The sequence below is a fragment of the Paenibacillus humicola genome, from assembly GCF_028826105.1.
Taxonomy (GTDB): Bacteria; Bacillota; Bacilli; order Paenibacillales; family Paenibacillaceae; genus Paenibacillus_Z; species Paenibacillus_Z humicola.
Window position 1 is genome coordinate 2,583,702 of sequence record NZ_JAQGPL010000001.1, and the last position, 23,701, is coordinate 2,607,402.

The window sequence follows — 23,701 nt, forward strand, 5'->3', positions numbered from 1 at the left end:
CGATGGGCATCCGCAGCTACAAGGCGAAGCTGATCGTCATCGCCGTGCTTTTTACGCTGGCGGCGCAAGCGGTATTTATCTGGATCGGTTATGCCGGCGCCAATGAAATCGGACAGGATGTGCAGGTTTCGACGGAGGAGCATCTTTTTCAATATTCGATCTCCAACGTGACCGGTTATTTAAACGACGCCAATTCGCTGATGACGCGGCTCGGCTCGACCGATTTCACGGTTTATTCGCGCGCCTATTTGAATCTGCAGCCGCCGGCCGAGGCCGCCGCCAAAATCGCCGATTTGAACGTCAGGCTGAATGCGCTTGAAATTTCTCCCAAGCTGGTGGACAAAATTTTCATGCTCGGCGATAACGTAAATCAGCGAAGCTTCGTCAAATCCACGGATTCCGCCGAATTGTCCGAGGAGCCGATTCCGTGGATCGACGATTTGCGGGATTCCGGGCTGCTGGATACGTTTCTCAAGGTATACGGGCTGCCGGTCTATTTCGCGAAGGGGCAGCTGACGGCGAAGCTCGATGCCATGGAGGGCCGGCTGCCGCCGGACCAGATGCTGCGCTTGCGGCATTTTTTGCAGCAGGTGGAAGGCCATTTGGTCATCAACAACGGCATTGACGATACCAAGGTCATGAGTTTCATCGTCTTAAGTCCGGAATTTCTCCAGGATACGCTGTCCGGGGGAGGGGAATCCGGCTTGTCGCTGTTTCTGGACCGGGAGAACCGGATCGTCTGGACGAACATGCCGGAAGGTCCGCTGAAGGCAAGCATCGTTCGCCTTGCCGCCGAGAGCCGGGAACCGGCATCGGCATGCGACTCCGACGTGCCGAACAAGCTCGGGAAGCGGATCAAGGCGTGCATGCTGCAGCCGTACGGCTTTAAGCTGATCACGGCGGCTGACACAGGGGGGGCGAGCGGCCCGGCAAACCTGCTGCTTGTCCGGTACCTGTCGCTGTCCTTCGCCGCGATCGTCATCACGTTCGTCGTCGCGTATGTATTTTCCGGGATGATTTTCCAGCCGTACCGGACGTTGTCCAATCTGATCCGGGCCCAGGCCTACGCGAGCGAAATCCGGAACATTCCGCTGTCCTTGATCCAGCGGAGGCTGGCATCGATTTCCCTTCGCCAAAAAATCGCGACGCTGCTGCTCCTGTCCGTGATCGTGCCGGCCGTTTCGGCCGGGTTTTTGTACGCATGGCTGCTCGGCACCTATTCGGTCGACCAGGTCAACAAGGCGCTGACCCGCACGTCCGCGGAGATGGGCAAGGTCGTCAAGCTGCGCAAGGAGGCGTACGAAAATTTAATCAACAAGCTGTCGGTGGACGACCGGCTGCAGCGTTATTTATTTCTGTCCGTCCCGCTGATGGACAGCTACCCGGTGTCCAGCCCGGATATGTTCGTCTCGCTCTATCCCGAGCTGAGCGACGTGTCGTATTTCGCTCTGTACAACTCGTCCGGCATCGCCCGGTATTCGTCCATTTTTCTCAACAACCTCGATCTGTTTTCACAAAAAATCGATCCGATCCCGGCGCTTCAGGACGACGGCGCGCAGCCGATCATCTGGGTAACGGGGAAAAGGGACGTGTACGGCCGGCCGGCCGTCTCGCTGATCAAAAAATCGCTTTATCCCGTCTACGCGGCCAGTCCGGATATGCAGCAGCTTGGGTACCTGGAGCTGGTGCTGAAGGATAACGCATTCCAGCCGGTCGACCCCGACCATAAGCTGGATTTTGTCATTCTCGATCGGAGCGGAGGCGTCATTTACCGGAGCAATTCGAACGCCGAATACGTCGATACGGCGGTTCAGCTCCGGGAACGGCAGCAGGGAGCGGCCGCCGCGCCGGTCGCGATGCGTAAGACGGCGGGTCAGGAGCAGGCGGTCGCGCCGCAGCCCATCGGCAGGACGGGATGGACGATGTACGTCTTTTATCCGTTTGACGAGATCCTGAGCGCTTCCCGGCAAATCTTTTACCGCGATATGTTTATCGTGCTGCTGGCGATCATGATTGCGTACGCGATTTCGTGGATGTGCTCGCTGTTCCTGGAGCGGCCGGTGAAACGGCTTCAATCGATGATGGAGGAAATTGGCCAAGGGCATCTGGAGCGCCGCTTCGGCTACGAGGCGAGGGACGAAATCGGCAGCCTGGTCATCAGCATCAACAAGATGATCGCCCAAATCCGTTTCCTGATGGACGAAAACGTGAAAAACCGGGTGCGGGAGCAGCAGCTGATCGCGCTCAAGACGAAGGCGGAGCTGAGCATGCTGCAGCAGCAGATCAACCCGCATTTTCTGTATAATACGCTGGAAGCGATCAACATGCGGTCGAAGCGGTACGGGGCCGAGGAAATTTGCACGATGGTCGGCAGCCTAGCGAAAATATTCAGGTTCAGCATCAGCAGCGGAAGCGAGATCGTGACGGTCGAGGCGGAGATCGAGCATATCCGAAACTATATGACGATTCAGCAGCTCCGGTTTGCAGGCAATTTTTCCGTCGAATGGCAGTTGGAGCCGGGGGCGCTGCCGCGCAATATGCTGAAGTTTATTTTGCAGCCGGTCGTGGAAAATGCGCTTAACCACGGCATTATGGAATATTCGTCGGGAGGCGCCGTGCGAATCAAGGCGGCCGTGGAAGGCGGCAGGCTGCTGCTGGAAGTCGGCGACAACGGAATCGGCATCGAGCCGAAACGGCTGGAGCAGCTCAGGCAGTCGCTCGCGGCCGATTCCGGCGAACCGGGGGAAATCAAGACCGGCCGGGGCGGGGGCGTCGGCCTGAAAAACGTGTATAACCGGCTGAAAATCCATTACGGCGACCGCGCCTCCATGACGATCGACAGCCGGATGATGGCGGGAACGGTCGTGCGGATCGTGCTGACGGAGCCGGCCTAGAAGAGGCGATTTATTGATTCAGCTTCTTCAGCAGCTTTTTGCCCGCCGCAAACGCCGCCCATAACGACTGCGCGAAAAAGAAGGTGCCCCAGAAAACGGCCGGAACGTGCGTAATTTGCCGCAGCACGGTGGCGTCGCCCGCCTGCCCCGGCGTCTGCAGACCGAGCATGAAGACGTCGAAACCGGCGCGAACCGAAGCGGCGAGAATGACCAGTAAAATAACGGCCGTGACGGTAAAGGCGAATTCCTTCTTTTTCGTGACAAGCGTGTACACGAGCAGAAGAATGAAAAGGATCAGCCAGATCATGCCGTACGCATTTCGAACCCAGAAGACGATATTCGCCGCTGCGAGTACGAGCAGAATGACCGGCACGATCCGGTAACGGCTACGGCTCCAGAGCGAAGCCAGCGCCAGGATAAAAATTGAGGAAAACACGTAGCCGGCAAGCCCGGTCGCAAACCCGCCGGCCCAGGACGTATACGAGCTGTAGGTCAAGCCTTCGGTATTGGCGAACAGCGAGATCGAGTAGACATGACCCTGGAACAGCAGCGCCGTCAGCGCATGCCCGCTTTCGTGAACGAGCGTATTGGCCGCGCGCAGGAAATTTCCCACGACGGGAAGGTTCAATAAAACCAGAACCAGCAGCGCGATCGCAATCATTTTCCATTTCATCGGCATCCACTCCTGCTGCTTTATACGTGGCGGAAGAAGGATTGTTTCGGGCGGCCCGTCAGCGTGCGCGGGAACCGGCAGCGACGGGGGAGGTCTCCGAAGAGGCCCGATATTTGGCCGGCGATACGCCGTATTTGGCGCGAAACACGCGGTGGAAATAGGAGTAGCTGGAAAATCCGCTCGTCTCGGCAATTTGCTCCAGCGTCATGGAGCTGTATTTCATCCTCTCCAACGCGGCGTTAAGACGGACTTCCATGGCGTATTGGATCATGGTTTGGCCATAGCAGCTTTTATACAGGTGAACGGCCCGCGACAGGCTTAAACCCGCATAGCGCGCGGCCTCTTCCAGCTTGAACGTGACCGTGGCGTGCTCCTCGATGAACCGCTTGAGCCTCAAGGCGGCGAAGGCGGTGCGGTCCGTCAGCGTCGTTTCGGTAATCGCCCGGTCCAAATACAGGCAGAGGCCGCGCAGCAAATAATCCGTCAGCTCCGCATTCTCTTCATGCGGGCCGCGGCGCTTCTCCAGCAGCAGATTCCGCCACAGGCCAAGCAGTTTATCGTCGATCGCGATCCGGCTCAGCGCCGGACGGTTCATCCGGCTCCACCAGGCATCGATCCAGGAGCCGCTGCAGTATAAATAATAATCGCCGCTCGACACTCTTCCCTCTGCGCCGCCTTTTTCGACCCGAAGGTCATACTCGTCTCCGGGCTTAAGCAAAAGCAGGTCGCCTGCCTGCACCTCGTGCCAGTCCCCCCGGCAGTACACCTTGCTTGTCCCTTCCGTCTGCAGCCGAAAAAGGTAGTTGGGCAGACCGCTTTTGTAGCTGTTATTGAACGGCTGCGAATGATAGGAATAACTGCAAATCAGCAGGTTCGCTTCCAATCCGGTTCGACCTCCATACGGGAAAGTAGCCAAATAGTTCAGGTCATGCAATATCGTTTATGTTCAGTTTAACCTACTTTCGTGTATGATGGTATCGGGTTTTGCAGTGAAATAATCTAATTGTCGAGGTGCGACCATGAGAAGAATGGGCATCGGCCTGCAGCTGTATACGCTCCGCAATGAGCTGGCGCAGGATTTCAAGGGCACGCTGCGCAAGGTGGCGGAACTCGGATATGAAGGCGTGGAGTTCGCCGGGTATGGCGGAATACCTGCAGACGAGATGAAATCGCTGCTTCAGGAGCTGGGGCTTAAAGCAATCGGCAGCCATGTCGGGCCGGCGGCGCTTCGCGGCAGCCTGCAGCAGGAAATCGATTATTTGAAAACGATCGGCGCGCAGTATTTGATTTGCCCGCATGTGGCGGCGGAGGAACGCGCCGACGAAGAATCGTGGAAGCGCTTATTTTCGCTGTTTGAGGAAGTCGGCGCCGAGGCGCGCGAACAGGGACTCGTTTTCGGCTATCACAACCACGCGTTCGAATTTGAAAGCCGTATCGGCGGCGAATTCGTTTACGATGCGCTGTATGCGTCGACGAAGCCGGAATCCGTTCAAGTGGAAATGGACGTCTGCTGGGTCCAGTTTGCCGGACAAGATCCGCTGGCCTATATCCCGAAATATGCCGGACGTCTGCCGCTGCTCCATTTGAAGGACTTCAGCAAGGATGAGGAAGGCAAAATGAAAACGCTCGAGCTCGGACAGGGCGTCGTCAATCTTCCCGCGGTTATTCAGGCTTCCTCGGATGCCGGCGTGCAGTGGCTGATCGTCGAGCAGGACCACTGCCAAAATCCGCCGCTTGAGAGCGTGGCCAGCAGCCTGAACTGGCTGAAGCAGCATTATTTGAACCAATTTTGATGGATAAAGGAGACGGATCCCATGAGCAAAATTAAAGTCGCGGTCGTCGGCTGCGGCGCCATCGCGCTGCGCAGACATGTACCGGAATATGCCGCCAATCCGAACGTCGAATTCATCGCGTTCGCCGATCCGAAAATCGAACGCGCGCGGAAATTTGCCGAAACCTACGGCGGCAAAAGCTACAGCAGCTATGAAGAGCTGCTGAAGAACGAGAAGCCGGACGCGGTCAGCGTCTGCACGCCGAACTATCTTCATGCCGAGGTCGCCATCGCCGCCGCCAATGCCGGCGCGCATGTGCTGGTCGAGAAGCCGATGGCCGTCACGGCCGAGGAAGGCGAGCGCATGATCGAAGCGGCCCGCAAGAACGGCGTGTTCCTGATGGTCGGCCACAACCAGCGCCTGATGCCTCCTCACGTGAAAGCGAAGGAAATTCTCGATTCCGGCAAATTGGGCCGGGTGCTCACGTTCCGCACCTCGTTTGGCCACCCGGGTCCGGAAGGCTGGAGCCTCGACGGGCGGAACAGCTGGTTTTTCCGCAAGGAAGAAGCGATCATGGGCGCAATGGGCGACCTTGGCGTGCATAAATCAGACTTTATCCGGTATTTACTCAGCGACGAAGTGGCCGAAGTGGCCGGGTTCGTCGGCACGATTCATAAGGAAGGAACCGACGTCGACGATAACGCTACCTGCATCCTGCGCATGAAAAGCGGCGCGATCGGCACGCTCGTGGCCAGCTGGACGCAGTATAAGGGCGGCGACAACAGTACGACGCTCTGGTGCGAGAAGGGTGTCATGAAGATCGGTACGGTGCACGGGGACGAGGTCATCGTCGAGCTGGTCGACGGCATCTCCGAGACGTACAAGGTCGGCGCTATGGCGACGAACGAGAAGCAGGTGCCGAGCGGGGTCATCGACGCTTTTGTCGAATGCATTCGGACAAACACGCCGCCAAGCATCTCCGGCGAGGAAGGTCTGCGTTCGCTCAAAGTCATTTTGGCCGCCTTCGAATCCCAGGCAACGGGCAAAATCATCAAGCTGTAAGCCGGCATTTACCGAAAAACCTGCACATGCGATGCAGGTTTTTTGTCTGCTGACATACAGAGACGATCGCGGCAACCGGCGGACGGGTCGGCGTTTGCGGCGCGTCGGCCGGATTCGGAATCCGCTGTCACGGACGGCAGCAGAAATTTGATGAAGGATAATGCCGACGGCTGGCGAATACTTCCTCAGATTGAAACATTCCCAATGCAGAGCGGTTTCCGGTCCGAAGCCCGCGATCGTTTGCACGGATCGGGGCGGATCGGCCGCAGCGCCGAAGGAGGCAGGGCCGAATGCGATTCCAGGACGTTTTGAGCGGTAAAAAATACGATTTGGGGCATCCGCTCGACAGAGGCACCCCGGTCTGGCCGTCTCATCCGCCGTTTTTCATGACGCTGAACAACAGGCATGGAGACGTCCCCGACGCCTCGAACTGCGGGTACGGGTCCGCCAATGAAGTCATCGTCACGAGCGGTCATCACTCGACCCATATCGATGCGCTCGGCCATATTTCCAGTCATGGCGCTCTTTATGGAGACGTTGCGGCGGCCGATGTCCAGCGCGGGCGGGGACAGCAGCGCGGCCTCGTCAGCCACGGCGTCGAAACGATCGAGCCGATCGTCAGGCGAGGGATCATGCTGGACATTCCGCTGCTGAAGGGGAAAAGTCATCTGGAAGCCGCCGAACCCGTCACGGAGGGCGACTTGCAGGCGGCGGCCGGCAAGCAGGACGTGTCCGTCCAGGCAGGCGACTGCGTGCTGATCCGCACGGGCTGGTCGCGGTTTTACGGCGACAAAAACGTCTATCTCGCCGGCGGCGGCGGGCTGCCCGGACCGGATATTACGGCGGCGAAATGGCTGGCGGGCAAGGGAATTTTCCTTACCGGGAGCGACACGATCGTGTATGAGCAGATGGTTCCGGACGGTCCGGGGCTGCCCGTTCACCAGGAGCTTATCGCGCGCTGCGGCATCCACCTGATCGAATGCCTGAACCTCGAGGAATTGGCGGCGGATCAAGTATACGAATTTCTGTTTGTTTGTATACCGCTCAAAATTACCGGCGCAACAGGCTCTCCCGTCCGGCCCGTGGCGATCGTGTGACGCGTTATCGGCAGGAGAATATGCAAACGAATACATAAAGGAGATGAATCAGCGGATGACAGAAGCAAAGACATTCGATTTGACAGGCAGGGTCGCACTCGTTACAGGCGGAAGCCAGGGGCTTGGACTGGAGTTCGCGAAAACGCTGGCCGGCGCGGGGGCCAAGGTCGCGGTAACGAGCCGCGACGAGCGCAAAGCGAAGGAGGCGGCCGATCAGGTTGCCGGCTCGACCGGAGGCGAGGCGATCGGCGTGACGGTGGACGTGACCGATTCCGGCAGCATCGGGCGGATGGCGGACGCGGTGGTCGACGCTTTCGGCCGGTGCGACATTTTGATCAACAATGCCGGGATTAACATTCGCAAGCCGATTCTGGAGTATGACGAAGACAGCTGGGATCTGGTGCAGACCACGAATTTGAAGGCGCCCTTCCTGTGCACGAAGGCCGTTGTCCCGCATATGATCCGGCAGAACTACGGCCGAATTATCAATATCGCTTCCATGCTCGGGCAGGTTGCGCTGCCGGAACGTTCCGCGTACTGCTCCAGCAAAGGCGGTTTGATCCAGCTCACCAAGGTGATGGCGCTGGAATGGGCGTCCCATAACATTACGGCCAACGCCGTTTGTCCGGGGCCGTTCGCAACCGAGCTCAACAAGGTCGTCATCGAGAATCCGGAGGCGAACAAGTTTTTCATGGACCACCTGCCCGTCAAACGGTGGGGCGAACCGGGCGAGCTGTCCGGGCTGATCCTTTATCTGGCTTCGGATATGTCGAGCTTCATGACGGGGTCGGCCATCACGATCGACGGCGGCTGGACCGTCGAATAAAGAGAAGATTCCGGCTGTTTCCATTCAGTTGAACGAGGAGGAAGGCACATGAAATTCGGATTAACCGCTTATGGAACCGTTTTCTATATGGGCATTCACCCGAAAGCAACACGTCCGCGCTTCACGGCGAAGGATCAGATCGACATGGCCGAGGCATACGGTCTGCAGGGCGTCGAGCTGCCGTACGATACGCTGCGCAGCGGCGATGCCGACGAGACGGCGGAATATGTACGCAGCAAAGGGATGTTTCTCAATATCGCGGCCGGCGGCTACGATACCGCCAACTTGAAGGAAGCGATGCGGCTGGCGAACCGTGTCGGCGCCATCACGGTACGGACGGTCGTCGGCGGAGCCAAAATCGGCGGCGACCGCCGGCTGATGGCGGGCCAGTGGCAGCCGTTCCTGCAAACGCTGCTCCGCAATTTCGGCGAGGTCATGGCAGCGGCCGAGCCGGGCGGCGCCAATCTGGCGGTGGAGAATCATCAGGACCTGGCCTCCGAGGAACTGCTTTGGCTGTGCGAGCAAATCGGCTCGAAGCAGTTCGGCATCACGCTCGATACCGGCAACCCCTTGGCCACGGCCGAGGAGCCGGTCGATTTCTTCCGCCGGGTCGCCCCGCACGTGCGCAACGTTCATCTGAAGGATTACAACATCTTCTGGTCGGAGGAAGGCTACCGGCTGGCCCGCTGCCCGCTGGGGCAGGGCGTGATCGATTTTCCGGCGCTGCTCGGCATTCTGTCCGAAGCCAATCCCGGCGTGACGCTGTCCGTCGAGCACGGGGCGTTGGAAGCGCGGCATATCCGGGTGCTGATGGAAGACTATTGGACGGAATACCCGCCGCGCACCGCGCTGCAGCTTACCCGTCTGCTGCGGTTTGTCGAGGATCATGCGCGTTCGAGAGGAGATTGGCGCACCCCTTACGAGAAAGGGGAATCTCCGGAGGCGATCGCGGCCTACGAAATCGACGAGTTGAATCGCGGCACGGCGTATTTGGCCGCTCTGATGAAGCAGTACGCATAAACGGCGGCGGCGTGACCGCCGCTTGCCCCCAAGCCGAAGCGGATATCGGCAGCACCGCGTTCACAAACATCGCTTCGCAGGTTGAAGGTTCATCCATCCTATTCCATGAGGTGAATACGAATGCCAACCATCGATTTGCAAGGGAAAAACGCCGTTGTCACCGGTTCCAGCCGCGGGCTCGGCAAGCAGTATGCGCTTGATCTGGCGGCAGCCGGCGCGAACGTCATCGTCCACGACGTGAACGAGGAAGCGGCTGCGCAGTTTAACGAAGCGCCGTCCGGCAGCGCCGTCGCTTCGGAGATTGCCGCTCAGTACGGCGTGAAATCGTATTTTGTCGCAGCCGACTTAAGCGACCCGGAGCAGACGAAACGGCTGATCGACCGGTCGATCGAGCTGCTTGGCTCCATCGACATTCTGGTCAACAACGCGGGCGGGGATATCGGCGCGAATACGCCGCGTCCGGATCCGAACGACGCGCTCGATATTTCCGTGGAAGACATTCGCGCCGTCGTTGAACGCAATCTGCTGTCTACCATGTACGCCTGCAAGTTCGCCGGGCTGCATATGCGCGAGCGCCGCAGCGGCAAAATCGTGAACGTCGGCTCGATCGCCGGGCACGTGGCGGTCAAAAACGGGCTCATTTACGCCGCCGCCAAAATGGGCGTTTCGCAGTATACGCGCAGTCTCGCCGAGCAGCTTCGCCCTTACGACGTGAACGTCAATTGCATTTCGCCGGCTCCGACCTATACGGCGAGGTTCCTTGCGACGCGCACCGTACAGGGGCAGGAGGAGCGCTCCCGTTTGCAGCAAATCGCGCAGCCGAAGGATATGTCCGACATCGTCATGTTTCTGTGCGGGCCGCAATCCGACGCGCTCTCCGGCGAGACGATCGTCTGCTGGAAGTAACGAGGCTGTTTGCTGCTTCAGAAGGCTGGATTCGGCAGGATCCGAAATTAACCCAGGCAGAGAAGGGGAGTACGGATGGGCAATCGGTTAGCGGGTAAAACGGTTATCGTAACGGGCGGTACAAAGGGCATCGGTAAAGGGATCGCCGAAATGTGCGCCGTTGAAGGCGCCAATGTGACGGTCAGCGGGCTGGATGAATCCGAGGGCCTTCAGGTCGTGCGGGAGCTTAAAGAGAAGCTGGGCGCCAAGGCCGTATTTGCCGGCGGCGACATTTCGCAGGAGGAGACGTGCAGGCGGATCGTCGACGACACGGTGCAGGCTTTCGGCAGGGTGGACGGACTGGTCAACAACGCCGGCATTTATCCGCGAAGCAGCCTGCTGAATACGACGGAGGAGCTGTTCGACGCGGTATTCGCCGTCAATATTAAAGGGGCTTTCTTTCTCTGCAAATACGCGGTCGCCTCGATGATCGAAACGGGAGGCGGCTCGATTGTGCACATCGGCTCCACGCACGGCTATAAAGGCGGTAAAGATTTATCGCCTTACGCCATTTCCAAAGGAGCGCTGCTGACGCTCAGCCGCCATATCGCATCCAATTACAGCCGGGACAAGGTCCGTTCGAACTGGATCACTGTCGGCTGGGTCGCATCGGAGGGCGAAATCGAGCTGCACGAAAGGATGGGGAAGGGCCGGGAGGAATTGATCGCTTTCGCGAATTCCCGCATCCCGAGCGGCAGAATGCAGACGCCGGAAGATATGGCTTACGGCGCCGTCTATCTGCTGTCGGACGAATCGAGTCAGGTGACCGGCTCCGAGCTCGCCATCGCGGGCGGACTCAATATTTAACAGCAGACTCAGACTAAGGGCTGAAACGGAAAGGGGAACAACGGAACATGATGCAGCCGAACGTTCGAACAGGAGCAGCGCTCATCCGGGAAATCGACGAAACGAAGGTGCCGTACGGCATGGTCGCCATCTGGTTTCTCGGGCAGGTGAGCGTTGTCATTAAAGGCGGGGACAAGGTCGTTTATGTCGATCCTTATCTCGCATCTTCGCCGCACCGGCAGTTTGCGCCGCCGCTCCTTCCGGAGGAGGCGGTAAACGCCGGCTACGTGCTGATCACGCACGAGCATAGCGATCATCTCGACCCGGACACGATTCCCTCCATGGCGAAAGCGGGGAACAAAACCGTATTTGTTGCGCCGGGCTGCTGTCTGGAGGCGCTGGCGTCCATGGGCGTGCCGCAGGAGCGGCGCGTGCATGCCGTCACGAACGAGTGGCTTTCGTTCGGCGATTTCCGCGTCAAGCCGCTGCCCTCTGCGCACGAGGAGCTGGAATACGACGAGAAGCTCGATCATCGTTATGTCGGCTACGTGCTTGAGCTGAACGGCGTCAAGCTGTATCATGCCGGCGATACGACGGTTTATCCGGGGCTGATCGAGACGCTTCGGGCCGAGTCGCTCGACCTCGGCCTGCTGCCGATCAATGGCAGAGACCCGTTCCGGAACAGCCGCAACATCATCGGCAACATGAACTACCGCGAAGCGGCGGAGCTGGCGGTCGCCGCCGGAATCGACACCGTCGTTCCGACCCATTACGATATGTTCGCGGGCAATTCCGAGCATCCGGGCTATTTCGTCGATTACCTGTACGATAAGCATCCGGCGCAGAAAAGCCACGTCATGGCACGGTTCGAACGGTACATTTATGTTTCGGGGCGCGCGCTGAAATAGCAGCGGCCGTTCCGCCGCTCAGGCACAGTCCATGAAAAGCCGCGAGAGCTTCTTCTCCTTTGGCCCGTTAGCCGAAAGAGAAGAGTTCGTTCCATCGCGGCTTTTTGCGCATTACCGGTTGAAAAACGCTTTTAACTGCTGTGCGACCGGCTCCGGCGCATCCATATCGGGCGCATTATGGCCGAGCCCGGGCAGCATGACCGTTCGCGAATGAGGCACCAGGCGTTCGAAAGCCCGAATAACCTCCGGCTGTTTGAAGTCCGGGTTCTCCGTCCCGATCATCAGCAGCGTTTCGGCCGAAACGTCCCGGTATTTTTCCATATCGGCGACGGCACGGGCGGCTTCGCGGACTTCGATCGGCAGCGTCGGCAGCAGCTGAACCATCGACGGCCATTCCGGATGATGATGAATATGCTGCCGGATGTTTTCGAGCTGTTCATCGGGAATATGATTGCCGCCCACCGCTTTGAAAAACAGGATCAGCGAATGGACATAATCCTGTTCGGCGAGCGCTTTCTCGAATTCGGCAATCCAGCCGGTCGGCACCATATGGGCGGTGATCGGAGGCTCGTAAATGGCGATTTGGCGCAGCGGCAATGCGGCTGCCGCTTCAAGGGCGATCAGGCCGCCCAGGCTGTGGCCGAAAACAAGCTCCGCCGACGTTTGCGCCAATACGGCTGCAAGATCCTCCCGTTCCCTCCGAAAGCTGTAATCGGCGTCCATCGGACCGCTGCCGCCGCGGCCTCTGCGGTCCATGATGCAAACGGTAAACGTATCGGACAGCAATCGGGCCAGCTGCTCATAGTGGACCGCGGCACGAAAGGTGCCGTGGACGATAACGAGCGCCGGTCCCCGGCCGATCGTGCGATAAGCGATTTCGGTGCCGTCCGGCGAGATGACGGTATGGTCAACAAACGGTTCGTTCATATTCATCTTTCCCTTCCCGGGGTAATGGTAATGGCTGGATATGAATACTATAGACCCGAAACATGAACTAATTATGAACTTTACTCCATCCGAACGAAAGGAGGACGTCAACTGGATTTTGAAATGACGATCAATCTCCCCATCGCCCCGCACGAGGTGCCGGTATTGCGAGAGTGGGTCGGCTGGGAGGGCCGGCAGGCCGATTATCCGCTTTTATTCGAACGCTGCAATTTCTGGGCAGGCTGCAGAGACGAAGCCGGCACCCTGATTGCGTTCGGTTATGTCGCAGGGACGGGTCTGCAGCATGGTTATATGGAAGATATCATCGTTCATCCGGATTACCGGGGGAAAGGAATCGGCCGGGCTTTGGTCACCGCTTTGCTTGAGGAGGCCGGGCGTTTCGGTTTGGAAATCGTAACGGTTACTTATGCGCTCGAACATGCCGGATTTTATTCGAAAAGCGGTTTCAGCCCCTGTTCCGGAGGCCTTTGGAGGAGAAGGGGTTCGACGGAAAAGTAAGGAGGAAGCATGACAGAAGCATTCTGGCAAATCCGAAGCGGAATCCGTGACAGTCTGGAATCGACTTATCGATGGTGGAAAGCGTGGCTGGAGCGGCACCGGTATATTCGGCTGGCTTACGCGGCGTATGCCTGGATCTCGCTGGCCGTGCTGGTGTTCGGGCTGATCTGGTACAAGGATGTCCGCACGATGATGGTGCAGTATTTATGGTCGTTTTATGTGCTGCTCCAATTCTGGGTCCTGTGCCGGAGCAAAACGCTGAAATGGCGGACGGCCGCCGCCTTCGTCCTGGCGGGCATCCTGTTCTCCGTACCGTTTTCCGTGCTTGCCGTGTCGGCGGTTCATGCGGTTTTCGGCGGCAATCCGTCGGATATCTGGTCAACCGCCGGTCTGACGCCGGTTGCGGAGGAAACGTTCAAGCTTATCCCGCTGGCGGCTTTCCTGCTGTTCTCGCGCCGCGCCTCCGCCCTCAGTCTGGCGGATTTTACGCTGATCGGAGCTGCATCCGGCACCGGCTTCCAGCTGATGGAGGAGCTGAGCCGTCGCTGGATCAATTCCGGCGTGCTGGCGGACAGGTACGGCTACAGCGTCACGATGCTGGGCGGCGAGACGATTCACTGGGATCTTTTTACGCTGTTTCCGGGCCGGTTTGAGGAAAGCTTTTTGCCGACGGTCATGAGCGTCAGCCATCCGGTGCATACGGCGATGATCACGCTCGGCTGCGGTATCTCCTGGCGGCTTCGGAAGAGATGGACCGCGTGGATCTATTGTTTTCCCGCTCTGCTGCTGCTGTGGGCGATCCTTGATCATGCCGCGTATAACGGGCAGTATGAGCTGCCCAAGTGGATCATTCGCCTGAACGACTGGACCGGCAGCGGGTATAAGACGAAACCGGTGTTTCTCTTCATGCTCGCCTGTTCGCTGCTGGCCGATTACTGGGCGCTGAACCGGGTGCGCGCCAAGGTGCCCCGGCTCCCGACGGAAACGTGGATCAACCCGTTCTCCGAATGGTGGAGCATGGGACTTGCAATCGTGCGCCGAAATGGAAGGTTCGGTTATTTAGCCAAGCTTTTCCGCAGCAGGCGGGAGCTGGGGTTCGTGCTGCTGTACGGCAATGCAGAGGCTGCGGGCACCGAAGGCGAGACGCGGGAGCGGATCAGGCGCATTTTCGCCGCTGCGGCCGGGGCTGCAATTCTGCTGCTCGCTGCCGGCGCCCTGGCGGGAATGGCGCAGTTCGCGACAAGCGGCACCGGCTCCGCCTGCTTCTCCTGTCTGTTCGATTCCCTGCAAAATTGGTGGGACGGGCTGAGCGGGCTGGAGAAGGGGACGATCATTCTGGGTGCGCTGGCGCTGTCTCTGCTGTTTTTCGAATTTTGGCCAGCGGTCGGCATCGCGCTTACCATCCCCGGCATCGCCGGCAGCGGCCACGAAATCGCCAGCGATATCCGCGATCCGAAGCGGCTCCTGACGCCGGCTAACGCCGCCTCGCTGGCGCTGGCGCTGCTGCTCAGCCGCCTGCCGCTCGGCAAAGCGATGGAGTGGGCGGTGAAACGGGGACGGGGCAGGCTCGCGAAATGGCTGGAAAAGCTGCTTCGCAAGGAGCGCGATTTGCCGGGGCCCGAGAAACCGCATGGGCCGCCGGAGCCCGAAAAACCGCCTAAGCATGGCGACGGCGATCCCGACCGTCCGCCCGACAAGGACAATGACGCAAATCCGGCCGCGGCAGGAGAACCGGTGCATGAGGTCGAAATTGTCGATCAGCGGGGCAATCCGGTAGGCGAATTCGACGAAATCGATCTGAAGAACGGCGTTTTCTACGAGGACAAAACGGCCAAAGGCCTGGACATCATCAATCCGAGAACGGGCCTGCCGGCGCAGACGCCTCAGCAGTTTGCGGACAAACAAATTTTGGCGAAAACCCGCAACCGTATTTTGAATTTGCAGACCAAGGCGGCCGCCACCCGGGCGACGCCTCACGGATCGAGCGAAATCCCCTCGATCGACGACATCAAATCGATCCGCAAGTTCGTGTTTCGATTAGACGGCGACACGCCCGAGCTCAGGTCGGCCGTCGAAAACAGCCTGAACCGGCTGCGGTCGGAATTTCCGGATTATACGTTTAACGTTTTGTTTGGAGGGAAGCCGTAATGGCGATCAGCGCATTTATCCCCGAGCCCGAGAACGAATTCGAGCAGCTGTTCAGCGTGCCGGTCGCGACCGAGGCCTTTTTCCAGGCATGCTGGGAGCCGGCCGTGGAACCGCTTGGGCTGCAATGGGTCCCGGGGTTTGCTTCGGGGATTGACGTAACCAAAGATGATTTGCCCGCCGTGCTGGCGGAGCTTGAGAAGCTGAAGCTGTGGGCGGAGACGGAACTAAGCGGCGACCGCCGGGACAAGATGCTGGAGCGGCTCGAACGGCTCGCCGCCGAGCTTCCGCACGCTTTCCGCCGGGAAGGCGCCGTCGTGTTTATCGGCTGACCTGAGGCTGTCCGCCGCAGACGGCCTGCCGGACAATCCGCGTTTGCCGGGATATCTGGATCCGGCCGTCCTGCCGACGGTTCAAGCGGCGGCCGGTCCTTAATTTTCCTATTAATGAAAGGAGAGGACGATACGAATGGATTTTGCGAATCACATGAAATCGGAACGGTTTCTCATCGTCCATGCGGACGATTACGGGATGTGCCATACGACGAACCGGGCTATCATGCAGCTGCTGGACGAAGGCGCCGTTACATCGACGACGCTGATGGTGAACTGCCCGTGGTCGCTCGAAGCGGCGGCAGCCGCCGCGAAATCGAAGTATGATGTCGGCGTACATCTTACGCTGACGAGCGAATGGGACCGGTACAAATGGGGACCGGTTTGCCATTCAAGCGACGTCGGCTCGCTCGTGAACGAGCTCGGCCATTTTCCGGCGGCATCCGAACCGGTTGTGCAGAGCGATCCGGAGCAGATCAGGCGAGAGCTCGTCGCGCAAATCGAAACCGCGCTGCGCATGGGCGTGGATCCGACGCATCTCGATAACCACATGGGCTCGCTGCGGCCGTTCATGGAGCTCTATGTGGACCTCTGCGGCATGTACCGGCTGCCGTTCCGTTTTCGGAAAAATCCGCAAAACCGGATCGGGAACGAAGAGGAAATCGCAAGGAAGGCGGACCGGTCGGGTATTCTGTATCCCAACGAGATCGTCGCCCTGCCGTTTTATTTGGAGGATGGGGACGACTATGCCGTCACGAAGCAAAGGGCTGTCGATCTGCTGAAAGGGCTGAAACCCGGCGTTACGGAGCTCGTATTTCATCCTTCCCTCGATACGGAAGAATTGAAAGCGATTACGGATACGTGGCAGGCGCGCCGCTATGAATTTGATGTGTTCCGCGACCCGGAGGTGCAGCAGGTTATCCGGCAGGAGGAGATCCGCCTGATCGGCTGGCGGGAGCTGCGGGAGCTGCAGCGGCAGGCCGGGTAAGCCGGCCGCCATATGTTCTGATGCAAAAAGCCGTATGAATGCCGCGAATGCCGCGGCATTTTTTTCGACATTTAGCCCTTGGAGGTGAGCAGCTTTGGAACCGGTTCAAGAAGCGATTGAAGGAATTGGTGTAAGCTGCAGCTCCTTATGGATCAGCGGTAAATTGCAGCTTTCCGGCTTTAAGCTGACCATGCTCATAAACGTATGTAAGGTCGAAATCGCCGATAAATTCGGTATTCGAGATACTTCCCGCAAGCGTGGCTTTTAAAATACCTTGGTCAACATGATAATAGATGATGCTGCCAAAACCGACTTTTCCATTCAAGTTGAAGCCGGGGTTCTTTTTGGTCAGCTGTACCGGTTTTCCTTGAAGGGTCATTGAAATTTCAACCCCTTGATTCGTCTCGGAAATTTGCGATTGAACGTTTCGACTCACGTACGACAGCGGATCTTCGACTTTGACTTCCTTGAAGCTGCCGACGTCGACGACATGAACCTGTTGAATATTGAGACCCGTACCGCGGCCAGTCGTTAAAATCACGACGATTTCCTTGCCGCCGTCATGGTGGTTGAGGTCTGCGGTCAGAAGAACAGGCGGAGTCCCTGTCTCGTCCGTGTAGGACCAGTCGTACATTTTTCGGTATCCGTCAACGTCCAGTACGAGCCCTTTCCGGCCTCTCGTTTCATACAGCTTCACCGAGATTGAAGCGTCGGCTGCGATCAGCGCGAGCTTTCCCTGCGGGCTTGATTTCATCACTGCCCGTTTTTTCCCGGAGTCCCACGAAACCGACGAACCGGTCAGCATGGCGATCATGCGGAGCGGAACCATAATTTGCCCGTTTTCGAACGAGACGGCAGCCTGCAGCTTGTAGGAATGGCTGTCATTCATGACGATCGCGCTGCCGTCATGGAAGGTGTATAATTGCCTTGCAAATTGAACCTCTGCCCTTTTGCCGGACGGGTGCGGAAGAATCGGGGTATCGAACAGGGATTTAAACATGGACAGCGGCACGAATGTGGTCCCTTTCGACAGATAAGCGGTTCCGTCCGTTTCCGTTTTGCCGTCGATTTCAAGCTGAACGTTATCGGCTGCACTTGCATGCGGAGAGGATAAAAGCAAACCGGAAACCGCAATGGCAATAAAGGTGAACTTGGGGACAAGCTTCACGTTAACGAACTCCTTTTCCCGAAACGATTGTCGCGATGCTCTTTTTTAAACGCAGGAAGACTTCCAAAAGTTGCAAGAAATGAATGGGCATTGAAGCGTTTGAAGGTCGACCCTAATCCTTGGCGAAACATTCGCCCGTCGGAAACGTACAACTTTTACAGCAACTTTCATGTTTACCAAAATGGAGGTGTCGTGACATGGCCGACGAGTTGTACGAACGGCTGCTCGCAGCCAAGGGGCGGAAATATCGGCTGGAGAAGGCCGAAAGCAGGCGGGCGGCGCTGCTGAAACGTAAGCGGGAACAGGAGCGGCAGATCGTGGAGCTGGAGGTCCGGCTTGAAGCGGAACAGGCGGATGTCGAGCAGCTGACCCGGATGTCGCTGACCCATCTCTTTTATACGATCCTCCGCAGCAAAAACGAACAGCTGGAGACCGAGCGACAGCAAGCGCTGGCTGCCGCTCTTCGGCTGCAGGAGGCGAAGCAGGCGCTTTCGCGGGCACGGAGGCCGAAATCGTCCGGATCGGAGACGAGCTCGCAAGTCTGCTTGACGCGCCGAGCGAATATGAACGATTGATGGCGGAACGGGAAACGATGCTGCGTAAATCCTCTTCGACCGCAGCCATATTGATGGAAATGGAAGCGCAAATCGCCGATCGGACGATTGCGGCCCAAGAGATAGAAGAAGCGTTAACGGCGGGAAAACGCGTGCTTGCATCGCTGGAGGATGCCTCCGCGAGCCTGGAGAAGGCGGAAAATTGGGGGAAATGGGATTTATGGGGCGGGGGCCGCATGTACAGCACGCACCGGAAGCATGAATACGTGGATGACGCGAAGCAGCACATTCATGACGCGAACCGCCTGCTGCACGATTTTCAGGATGAGCTTGCCGATGTGAAGCGTGGAATCGATATTTCGATTGATATAAGCGGGATGCTGAAAATGGCGGACTATTGGTTCGACGGCTTAATCGCCGACTGGATGGTCCAAGGGCGGATTAATAACGCCCAGGAGCGGGCGCTGGAGGCGATTCACCGGGTACGCACGGTCGTCGGGCAGCTGCAGGCCGAGCACAATGCCGCCGTATCGGTGCTGGCGGGAAAGAAATCGAAGCGAATCGCCTGGATTGAAGGCACAAGCCCGGATTAAAGCCGGGCACGGCGTCACGAAGGCGCAAGTCCGGCGCGTGTTATCGAAACGTTTGCAATCCTTTCCGATACCTCTTACAATGATGGCAAGTTTAAATATAAGAAACAATTGGTAACGGAGGAGGAGAAGGACGAATGAAGGAAAAGGTGAATCGTTCGTATGTTCATGATCTGATGGAGCGCATCCTGCTGACGCCAAGCCCGACCGGGTATTGCCGTCAGGTGATCGAGCTGCTGCGCGTTGAAGCCGAAAAGCTCGGCATGTCCGGCCGCTTCCTGCAGAAGGGCGGACTCATCATCGACGTGCCCGGCACAGCCGCGGACAAAACGATCGGAATCACGGGTCATGTCGATACGCTCGGGGCGATCGTTCGCTCGATCAAGCCGTCCGGCACGCTGCGGCTCAGCCCGGTCGGCGGGTATATGATGAACAGCATCGAAGGCGAGTACTGCAGTATTCATACGCGCGGCGGTGACATTTACAGCGGTACAATTTTGACGACAAAGCCTTCCGTGCATGTATTTTCAGATGCGAGGGACCAAAAGCGGGAGGAAGCGGTTATGGAGGTGCGCATCGACGAACGCGTGTCTTCCGAGCAGGAGGTCAAAGCGCTCGGCATTCGGCCCGGCGATTTTATTTCCTTCGATCCGCGATTCAGAAGCTTCGGCAACGGATTCGTCAAATCGCGGCATTTGGACGACAAAGCCGGCGTAGCCGCGATGTTCGGCACGCTTGAGCTCATATCGCGGGGCGAAGTGAAGCCGCTTTATCCGCTGAAATTCATTTTTTCCAACTACGAGGAGGTCGGTCACGGCACTTCCTCCATCCCTTCCGACATCAGCGAAATGATTGCCGTCGATATGGGCGCGATCGGCGACGATTTGAACGGCACGGAATACGGCGTTTCGATCTGCGCCAAGGATTCGAGCGGTCCATACGATTATGACATGACCAGCCGGCTGATCGAGCTGGCGGAACGCGACGGGATCGGGTATGCGGTCGATATTTATCCCCATTACGGGTCGGACGCTTCGGCGGCCCTGAGAGGCGGCAACGATATCCGGGCGGCCTGTCTCGGACCGGGCGTATCCGCATCGCACGGCATGGAACGGACGCATATGGATGCGGTGGTTCAAACGGCCGCGCTGCTTGCGCTTTATGTGAGCGAAGGCTGATACCCGCACTACTGCGGCAGATGAAACCGTACAAATCGGGAGGCTGAAACGGGAGCAAACGATCCCGACGTCTCGAAGGGGGCGCCGATGCGCAAAAAGCTGACCTACGAGGTTGTATACGACGAGTGCATGCGCCGGATTCGCGAAGGCGTATGGAAGCCGGGGGAGCGCCTGCCGTCCATCGAGGAGCTGGCGGCCGAGCTGGGCGTCGGCATTTCGGCTGTCCGGGAAGCCGTCCGCATTTTGAGCATGCAGCAAATTTTACGGGTCGAGCAGGGCCGCGGAACGTATGTACATGACGAAATACCCGCGGACCGCGCCAATGACCACCTGTCTTTCCTGGAAAACGCTTCTTGGATGCAGCTGACGGAAGCGAGGCTGATCATCGAACCCGAGCTCGCGGCGATGGCGGCGGAGAAAGCAACCGCGGACGAAGCGGCGAAAATTGTCTCGAATGCGCGGCTCATGCAGCGAAAAGTGAAGAACGGCCGGGATTTTTTGAAAGAGGATATGGAATTTCACCGCCTCGTCTCGCTGGCCAGCCATAACGACGTGATGGTCAAAATGATCGGCGTTATCGGCGATCTGCTGCTGGACAGCCGGCGGCATACGATGCGTATCCCGTCGGTGAACGAAAAGGCGGCGGCCTATCATTCCCTGATCGCCGGCGCGATTTCCAAAGGAGACGCAAAGCAGGCCCGCGAGCTGATGCGCCTGCATATCGAGGATATGATCGGCGAGCTCAGCCTGACCCATGCGGAGCAGGAAAGATAAATACGGCAGCACGGACTTTGTGCCGGCTGCCGTTTCCGATGCTCAGAGGCGCCACAAAGCTGCGCCAAACGAATGGAGTGCGATTCTTCGTCTTGAACCCGTTCGAAGTCCTATGATATATTTAATCTGAAAACGTATTCATCATAGGACTTATATTATAATGGCAGGAGGTCGTCCATTAATATGATCCGCATACCCAGCGGTCACAATCCTTACGAGGGCAACGTGCAGGGCAAGGCCAACGAGCCGATTACGGCGGCCGGCCTGCTGGACCGCGCATACCGCGAGACGGGCGGCCAATATGCGGGCGGCCAGCCGGACTGGACGCTGGAAGCGATTTACGACCGGCTGGAATATAACGCTCCGCGGATCGCGATTATCGGCGGCTCCTCCGACCATCCGGCGCATATCCTCGATTTTGAAACGGTAAGCAAGGCCGCGCTGAAAATTTGGCACGAAGGCGGCGTGCCGTTTTATTTCAGCACCCCGGTGCTGTGCGACGGCACCGCGCAAAACAACATGGGCATGTCTTATTCGCTGCAGAGCCGGAATGCGATTGCGGAAATCGTCGTCAATCAGATGGAAGCCCATTCCTACCATGGCGCGTTCGTCATTCAGGGCTGCGACAAGCAGCCGCTCGGCGTGGTGAGCGGGCTGGCGCATCTCGACCGGCTGCGGCGTTACCGGGGCGAGCATCACGTGTTCGCTACTTTTTGCCCGTCGCACGTGCTGAAGGGCGGCACGATCCCGGATGACGTAAAAGCGGAGTTGGATGCGCTTGCCAAGGATGCGGAGGCAGCGGGCCATGCCGATATTGCGGCGGATATTCTCGAAGCGGCGAGCTATATTTTGCAATGCTCGTCGAATACGGCTTTTCAGGGCGTGCTGGAGCGGGCTGTCGAAGTCGGGCTGCTGTCGCACGAGAAACACAAGGCATTCGAGAAAAGGCTGGCGGTCAGCACCTGCGACGCAAACGGGGGCATCTGCGCGTTTCACGGCACCGGCAACAGCTCGCGCGAAATAACGGCAGGCTTCGGTCTCGTGCATCCGGCGCTGGAGCTGCTGACCGAACCGCCGGCGCAGGCGCAGGTGGACGCCGCAGTCGAAGCGCTGTTCAAAATCATTCCGCGGCCGGAGTGCGGCGTGAGCGAGCTCGTCGCCGCCAATATCGGCAACGCGATTCGGATCCACAGCGCAAGCGGCGGATCGACCAACCTGACCATGCATATCGTCGGGGCGATGATTTACGCCGGGTACGATTTCTCGCTGGCCGATCTGGAAGCGATTGCGACGCGTCAGCCGATTCCCGACCTGTACGATTACAGCCTGACGGAAGGACGGGATATTTATGTGCTTGCGCGCCAATGCTGCTCCGGGCAAATCCGCGGCATGGAGACGCTCGTTTACGAGCTGACGCGCAATGGCATCGATATGGAGCTGGACGCCCCGACGGCTGCGGGACTGACCTGGCGGGAGCGGCTGGCCGATCCGCGCGGGCTCAGCGCGGACGGAGCGGATGTGCCCATTATTTTAAGCAAGCCGAGGCGGGCGTTCAGCGGCATCGACGTGCTGCGCGGCAATTTTTTTCAGGAAGCGGTCGTAAAAATCAGCGGCATGCCGACGCGGCAGCTCGACCATTTCGATGAAAAAGTGGCGTTCGTGCTTTATTTCGAGAACGAGGACGAAGCGAACCGGAACCTGCTGGACGTCACGCTGCTCAGCCGGCTGCGCGATCAAGGCGTCTTCCGTCCGGCCGCGATGCGCCGGATGGCGATGCACAATGCCGGCGTCCCGGAGACGGAGCTTGCGCAGATTTCCGATGCTGAGCTGTTTGATCGCATGGTCGCAAACGAATGGCTGCGGCTGGCCGTCATTATTGCCGGGCAGGGGCCGGAGGCGTTCGGCATGCCGGAGATGTTTACGCCGATGCAGCACATCAATGCGCACCGCGGGCTGCGAAAGCTGACGACGCTCATGAGCGACGGCCGCTACTCGGGCGTCTCCTACGGCGCGGCCATCGGGCATGCGACGCCCGAAGCGTTCGGAGGCGGCGGCATGCTGTATTTGCAGCAGGGCGACTTGTTCCACCTTCGCTTCCGGGCGAAGCGGATCGAGCTGCTCGATCCGGAACTGTTCGAAGCCGGCATCGTTCAGCCGTACAGCGGCGATTTGGCCGCCGAACGGGCGGAGCTCGGCAGGGAGCGGCTCGAACGCATGCGGGTCCGGCAGCGCCGCGTGGCGGCATCGAACCGGATGGCCGGCTGCACGGATGCATCGCACGGCGTCGTCCCGCTTGCGGTGGCGGCGGATGCCGACCTGCCGTGGCAGGGGATCGGCACGAACGCTCCGGCTGCCGGCAACGCTTCGGCTTGAGTTTTTTCCGCCGCGCCCAGCATATCGACGAGCCTAAGTACTCGGGGCAAGAAGCAGGCGCGACGGGGTCGAGAGGCTGCTTCACACGGATCTTTTAAAATGAGTCAAACTGGATTTGCATGCCATATTAAATCACGATTTATCCATAATGGGAAGCAAGGAGAGCGAAA

Annotated in this window: 22 protein-coding genes; 18 read left to right on the forward strand and 4 right to left on the reverse strand. The window is 58.7% G+C overall.

Going from position 1 to position 23,701, the window contains the following annotated elements:
- Positions 1 to 2: 2 nt before the first annotated feature.
- Positions 3 to 2,894 (forward strand): sensor histidine kinase, encoded by a 2,892-nt coding sequence (locus tag PD282_RS11975; RefSeq protein ID WP_274650907.1) that lies wholly within the window; start codon positions 3 to 5, stop codon positions 2,892 to 2,894.
- 10 nt (positions 2,895 to 2,904) lie between these two features.
- Here the strand turns inward: PD282_RS11975 and PD282_RS11980 are convergent, their stop codons facing one another.
- Together PD282_RS11980 and PD282_RS11985 are read right to left on the reverse strand one after the other, a co-directional pair.
- Positions 2,905 to 3,567, reverse strand: a complete 663-nt coding sequence (locus PD282_RS11980) for a M50 family metallopeptidase (RefSeq protein WP_274650908.1) — start codon at positions 3,565 to 3,567, stop codon at positions 2,905 to 2,907.
- A 58-nt stretch (positions 3,568 to 3,625) separates the two neighbouring features.
- Positions 3,626 to 4,450: a helix-turn-helix domain-containing protein gene (locus PD282_RS11985; protein WP_274650909.1), complete on the reverse strand. Its 825-nt coding sequence runs from the start codon at positions 4,448 to 4,450 to the stop codon at positions 3,626 to 3,628.
- 136 nt (positions 4,451 to 4,586) lie between these two features.
- On the opposite strand from PD282_RS11985, the gene PD282_RS11990 reads away from it, so the two are divergent.
- From PD282_RS11990 to PD282_RS12025, 8 genes are all read left to right on the forward strand, one after another.
- Positions 4,587 to 5,360, forward strand: a complete 774-nt coding sequence (locus PD282_RS11990; RefSeq protein WP_274650910.1) for a sugar phosphate isomerase/epimerase family protein — start codon at positions 4,587 to 4,589, stop codon at positions 5,358 to 5,360.
- 21 nt (positions 5,361 to 5,381) lie between these two features.
- A complete protein-coding gene (locus PD282_RS11995) occupies positions 5,382 to 6,401 on the forward strand; it encodes a Gfo/Idh/MocA family protein (protein WP_274650911.1) in 1,020 nt (339 codons plus the stop codon).
- 290 nt (positions 6,402 to 6,691) lie between these two features.
- Positions 6,692 to 7,498: a cyclase family protein gene (locus PD282_RS12000; protein WP_274650912.1), complete on the forward strand. Its 807-nt coding sequence runs from the start codon at positions 6,692 to 6,694 to the stop codon at positions 7,496 to 7,498.
- 55 nt (positions 7,499 to 7,553) lie between these two features.
- The gene (locus PD282_RS12005; protein ID WP_274650913.1) at positions 7,554 to 8,324 is read left to right on the forward strand and encodes an SDR family NAD(P)-dependent oxidoreductase; all 771 of its coding nucleotides are present in this window, start codon (positions 7,554 to 7,556) and stop codon (positions 8,322 to 8,324) included.
- Between the two features lie 48 nt (positions 8,325 to 8,372).
- A complete protein-coding gene (locus PD282_RS12010; protein WP_274650914.1) occupies positions 8,373 to 9,344 on the forward strand; it encodes a sugar phosphate isomerase/epimerase family protein in 972 nt (323 codons plus the stop codon).
- Positions 9,345 to 9,464: 120 nt separating this feature from the next.
- Positions 9,465 to 10,250, forward strand: a complete 786-nt coding sequence (locus PD282_RS12015; protein WP_274650915.1) for an SDR family NAD(P)-dependent oxidoreductase — start codon at positions 9,465 to 9,467, stop codon at positions 10,248 to 10,250.
- Between the two features lie 75 nt (positions 10,251 to 10,325).
- Positions 10,326 to 11,096 (forward strand): SDR family NAD(P)-dependent oxidoreductase, encoded by a 771-nt coding sequence (locus tag PD282_RS12020; RefSeq protein WP_274650916.1) that lies wholly within the window; start codon positions 10,326 to 10,328, stop codon positions 11,094 to 11,096.
- Between the two features lie 47 nt (positions 11,097 to 11,143).
- The gene (locus PD282_RS12025) at positions 11,144 to 11,983 is read left to right on the forward strand and encodes an MBL fold metallo-hydrolase (RefSeq protein WP_338045179.1); all 840 of its coding nucleotides are present in this window, start codon (positions 11,144 to 11,146) and stop codon (positions 11,981 to 11,983) included.
- A 111-nt stretch (positions 11,984 to 12,094) separates the two neighbouring features.
- Here PD282_RS12025 and PD282_RS12030 read toward each other — a convergent pair whose 3' ends face one another.
- Positions 12,095 to 12,910: an alpha/beta fold hydrolase gene (locus PD282_RS12030; protein ID WP_274650917.1), complete on the reverse strand. Its 816-nt coding sequence runs from the start codon at positions 12,908 to 12,910 to the stop codon at positions 12,095 to 12,097.
- A 123-nt stretch (positions 12,911 to 13,033) separates the two neighbouring features.
- Here PD282_RS12030 and PD282_RS12035 point away from each other — a divergent pair, with 123 nt between their 5' ends.
- The 4 genes from PD282_RS12035 to PD282_RS12050 all read left to right on the forward strand — a co-directional run bounded on the left by PD282_RS12035 (position 13,034) and on the right by PD282_RS12050 (position 16,894).
- Positions 13,034 to 13,429 carry a GNAT family N-acetyltransferase gene (locus tag PD282_RS12035; RefSeq protein ID WP_338045180.1) on the forward strand — a complete coding sequence of 132 codons (396 nt, stop codon included), beginning with the start codon at positions 13,034 to 13,036 and terminating at the stop codon, positions 13,427 to 13,429.
- Positions 13,430 to 13,438: 9 nt separating this feature from the next.
- Complete coding sequence (locus PD282_RS12040; protein WP_274650918.1) at positions 13,439 to 15,577, forward strand: PrsW family glutamic-type intramembrane protease; 2,139 nt, start codon at positions 13,439 to 13,441, stop codon at positions 15,575 to 15,577.
- Positions 15,577 to 15,906, forward strand: a complete 330-nt coding sequence (locus PD282_RS12045) for a hypothetical protein (protein WP_274650919.1) — start codon at positions 15,577 to 15,579, stop codon at positions 15,904 to 15,906. The genes PD282_RS12040 and PD282_RS12045 overlap by 1 nt, the downstream gene beginning before the upstream one ends.
- A 136-nt stretch (positions 15,907 to 16,042) precedes the next feature.
- Complete coding sequence (locus PD282_RS12050; RefSeq protein WP_274650920.1) at positions 16,043 to 16,894, forward strand: polysaccharide deacetylase family protein; 852 nt, start codon at positions 16,043 to 16,045, stop codon at positions 16,892 to 16,894.
- A gap of 145 nt (positions 16,895 to 17,039) precedes the next feature.
- Here PD282_RS12050 and PD282_RS12055 read toward each other — a convergent pair whose 3' ends face one another.
- Positions 17,040 to 18,062 carry a stalk domain-containing protein gene (locus PD282_RS12055; protein ID WP_274650921.1) on the reverse strand — a complete coding sequence of 341 codons (1,023 nt, stop codon included), beginning with the start codon at positions 18,060 to 18,062 and terminating at the stop codon, positions 17,040 to 17,042.
- Between the two features lie 197 nt (positions 18,063 to 18,259).
- Here PD282_RS12055 and PD282_RS12060 point away from each other — a divergent pair, with 197 nt between their 5' ends.
- The 5 genes from PD282_RS12060 (at position 18,260) to PD282_RS12080 (ending at position 23,531) form a co-directional block, all read left to right on the forward strand.
- The gene (locus PD282_RS12060; protein WP_274650922.1) at positions 18,260 to 18,637 is read left to right on the forward strand and encodes a hypothetical protein; all 378 of its coding nucleotides are present in this window, start codon (positions 18,260 to 18,262) and stop codon (positions 18,635 to 18,637) included.
- A gap of 17 nt (positions 18,638 to 18,654) precedes the next feature.
- Complete coding sequence (locus PD282_RS12065; protein ID WP_274650923.1) at positions 18,655 to 19,209, forward strand: hypothetical protein; 555 nt, start codon at positions 18,655 to 18,657, stop codon at positions 19,207 to 19,209.
- Between the two features lie 134 nt (positions 19,210 to 19,343).
- Entirely contained in the window at positions 19,344 to 20,384 is a 1,041-nt protein-coding gene (locus PD282_RS12070) for a M42 family metallopeptidase (RefSeq protein ID WP_274650924.1), read from the forward strand.
- Positions 20,385 to 20,471: 87 nt separating this feature from the next.
- Entirely contained in the window at positions 20,472 to 21,158 is a 687-nt protein-coding gene (locus tag PD282_RS12075; RefSeq protein WP_274650925.1) for a FadR/GntR family transcriptional regulator, read from the forward strand.
- A 183-nt stretch (positions 21,159 to 21,341) separates the two neighbouring features.
- Positions 21,342 to 23,531, forward strand: a complete 2,190-nt coding sequence (locus tag PD282_RS12080; protein ID WP_274650926.1) for a dihydroxy-acid dehydratase domain-containing protein — start codon at positions 21,342 to 21,344, stop codon at positions 23,529 to 23,531.
- Positions 23,532 to 23,701 lie beyond the last annotated feature (170 nt).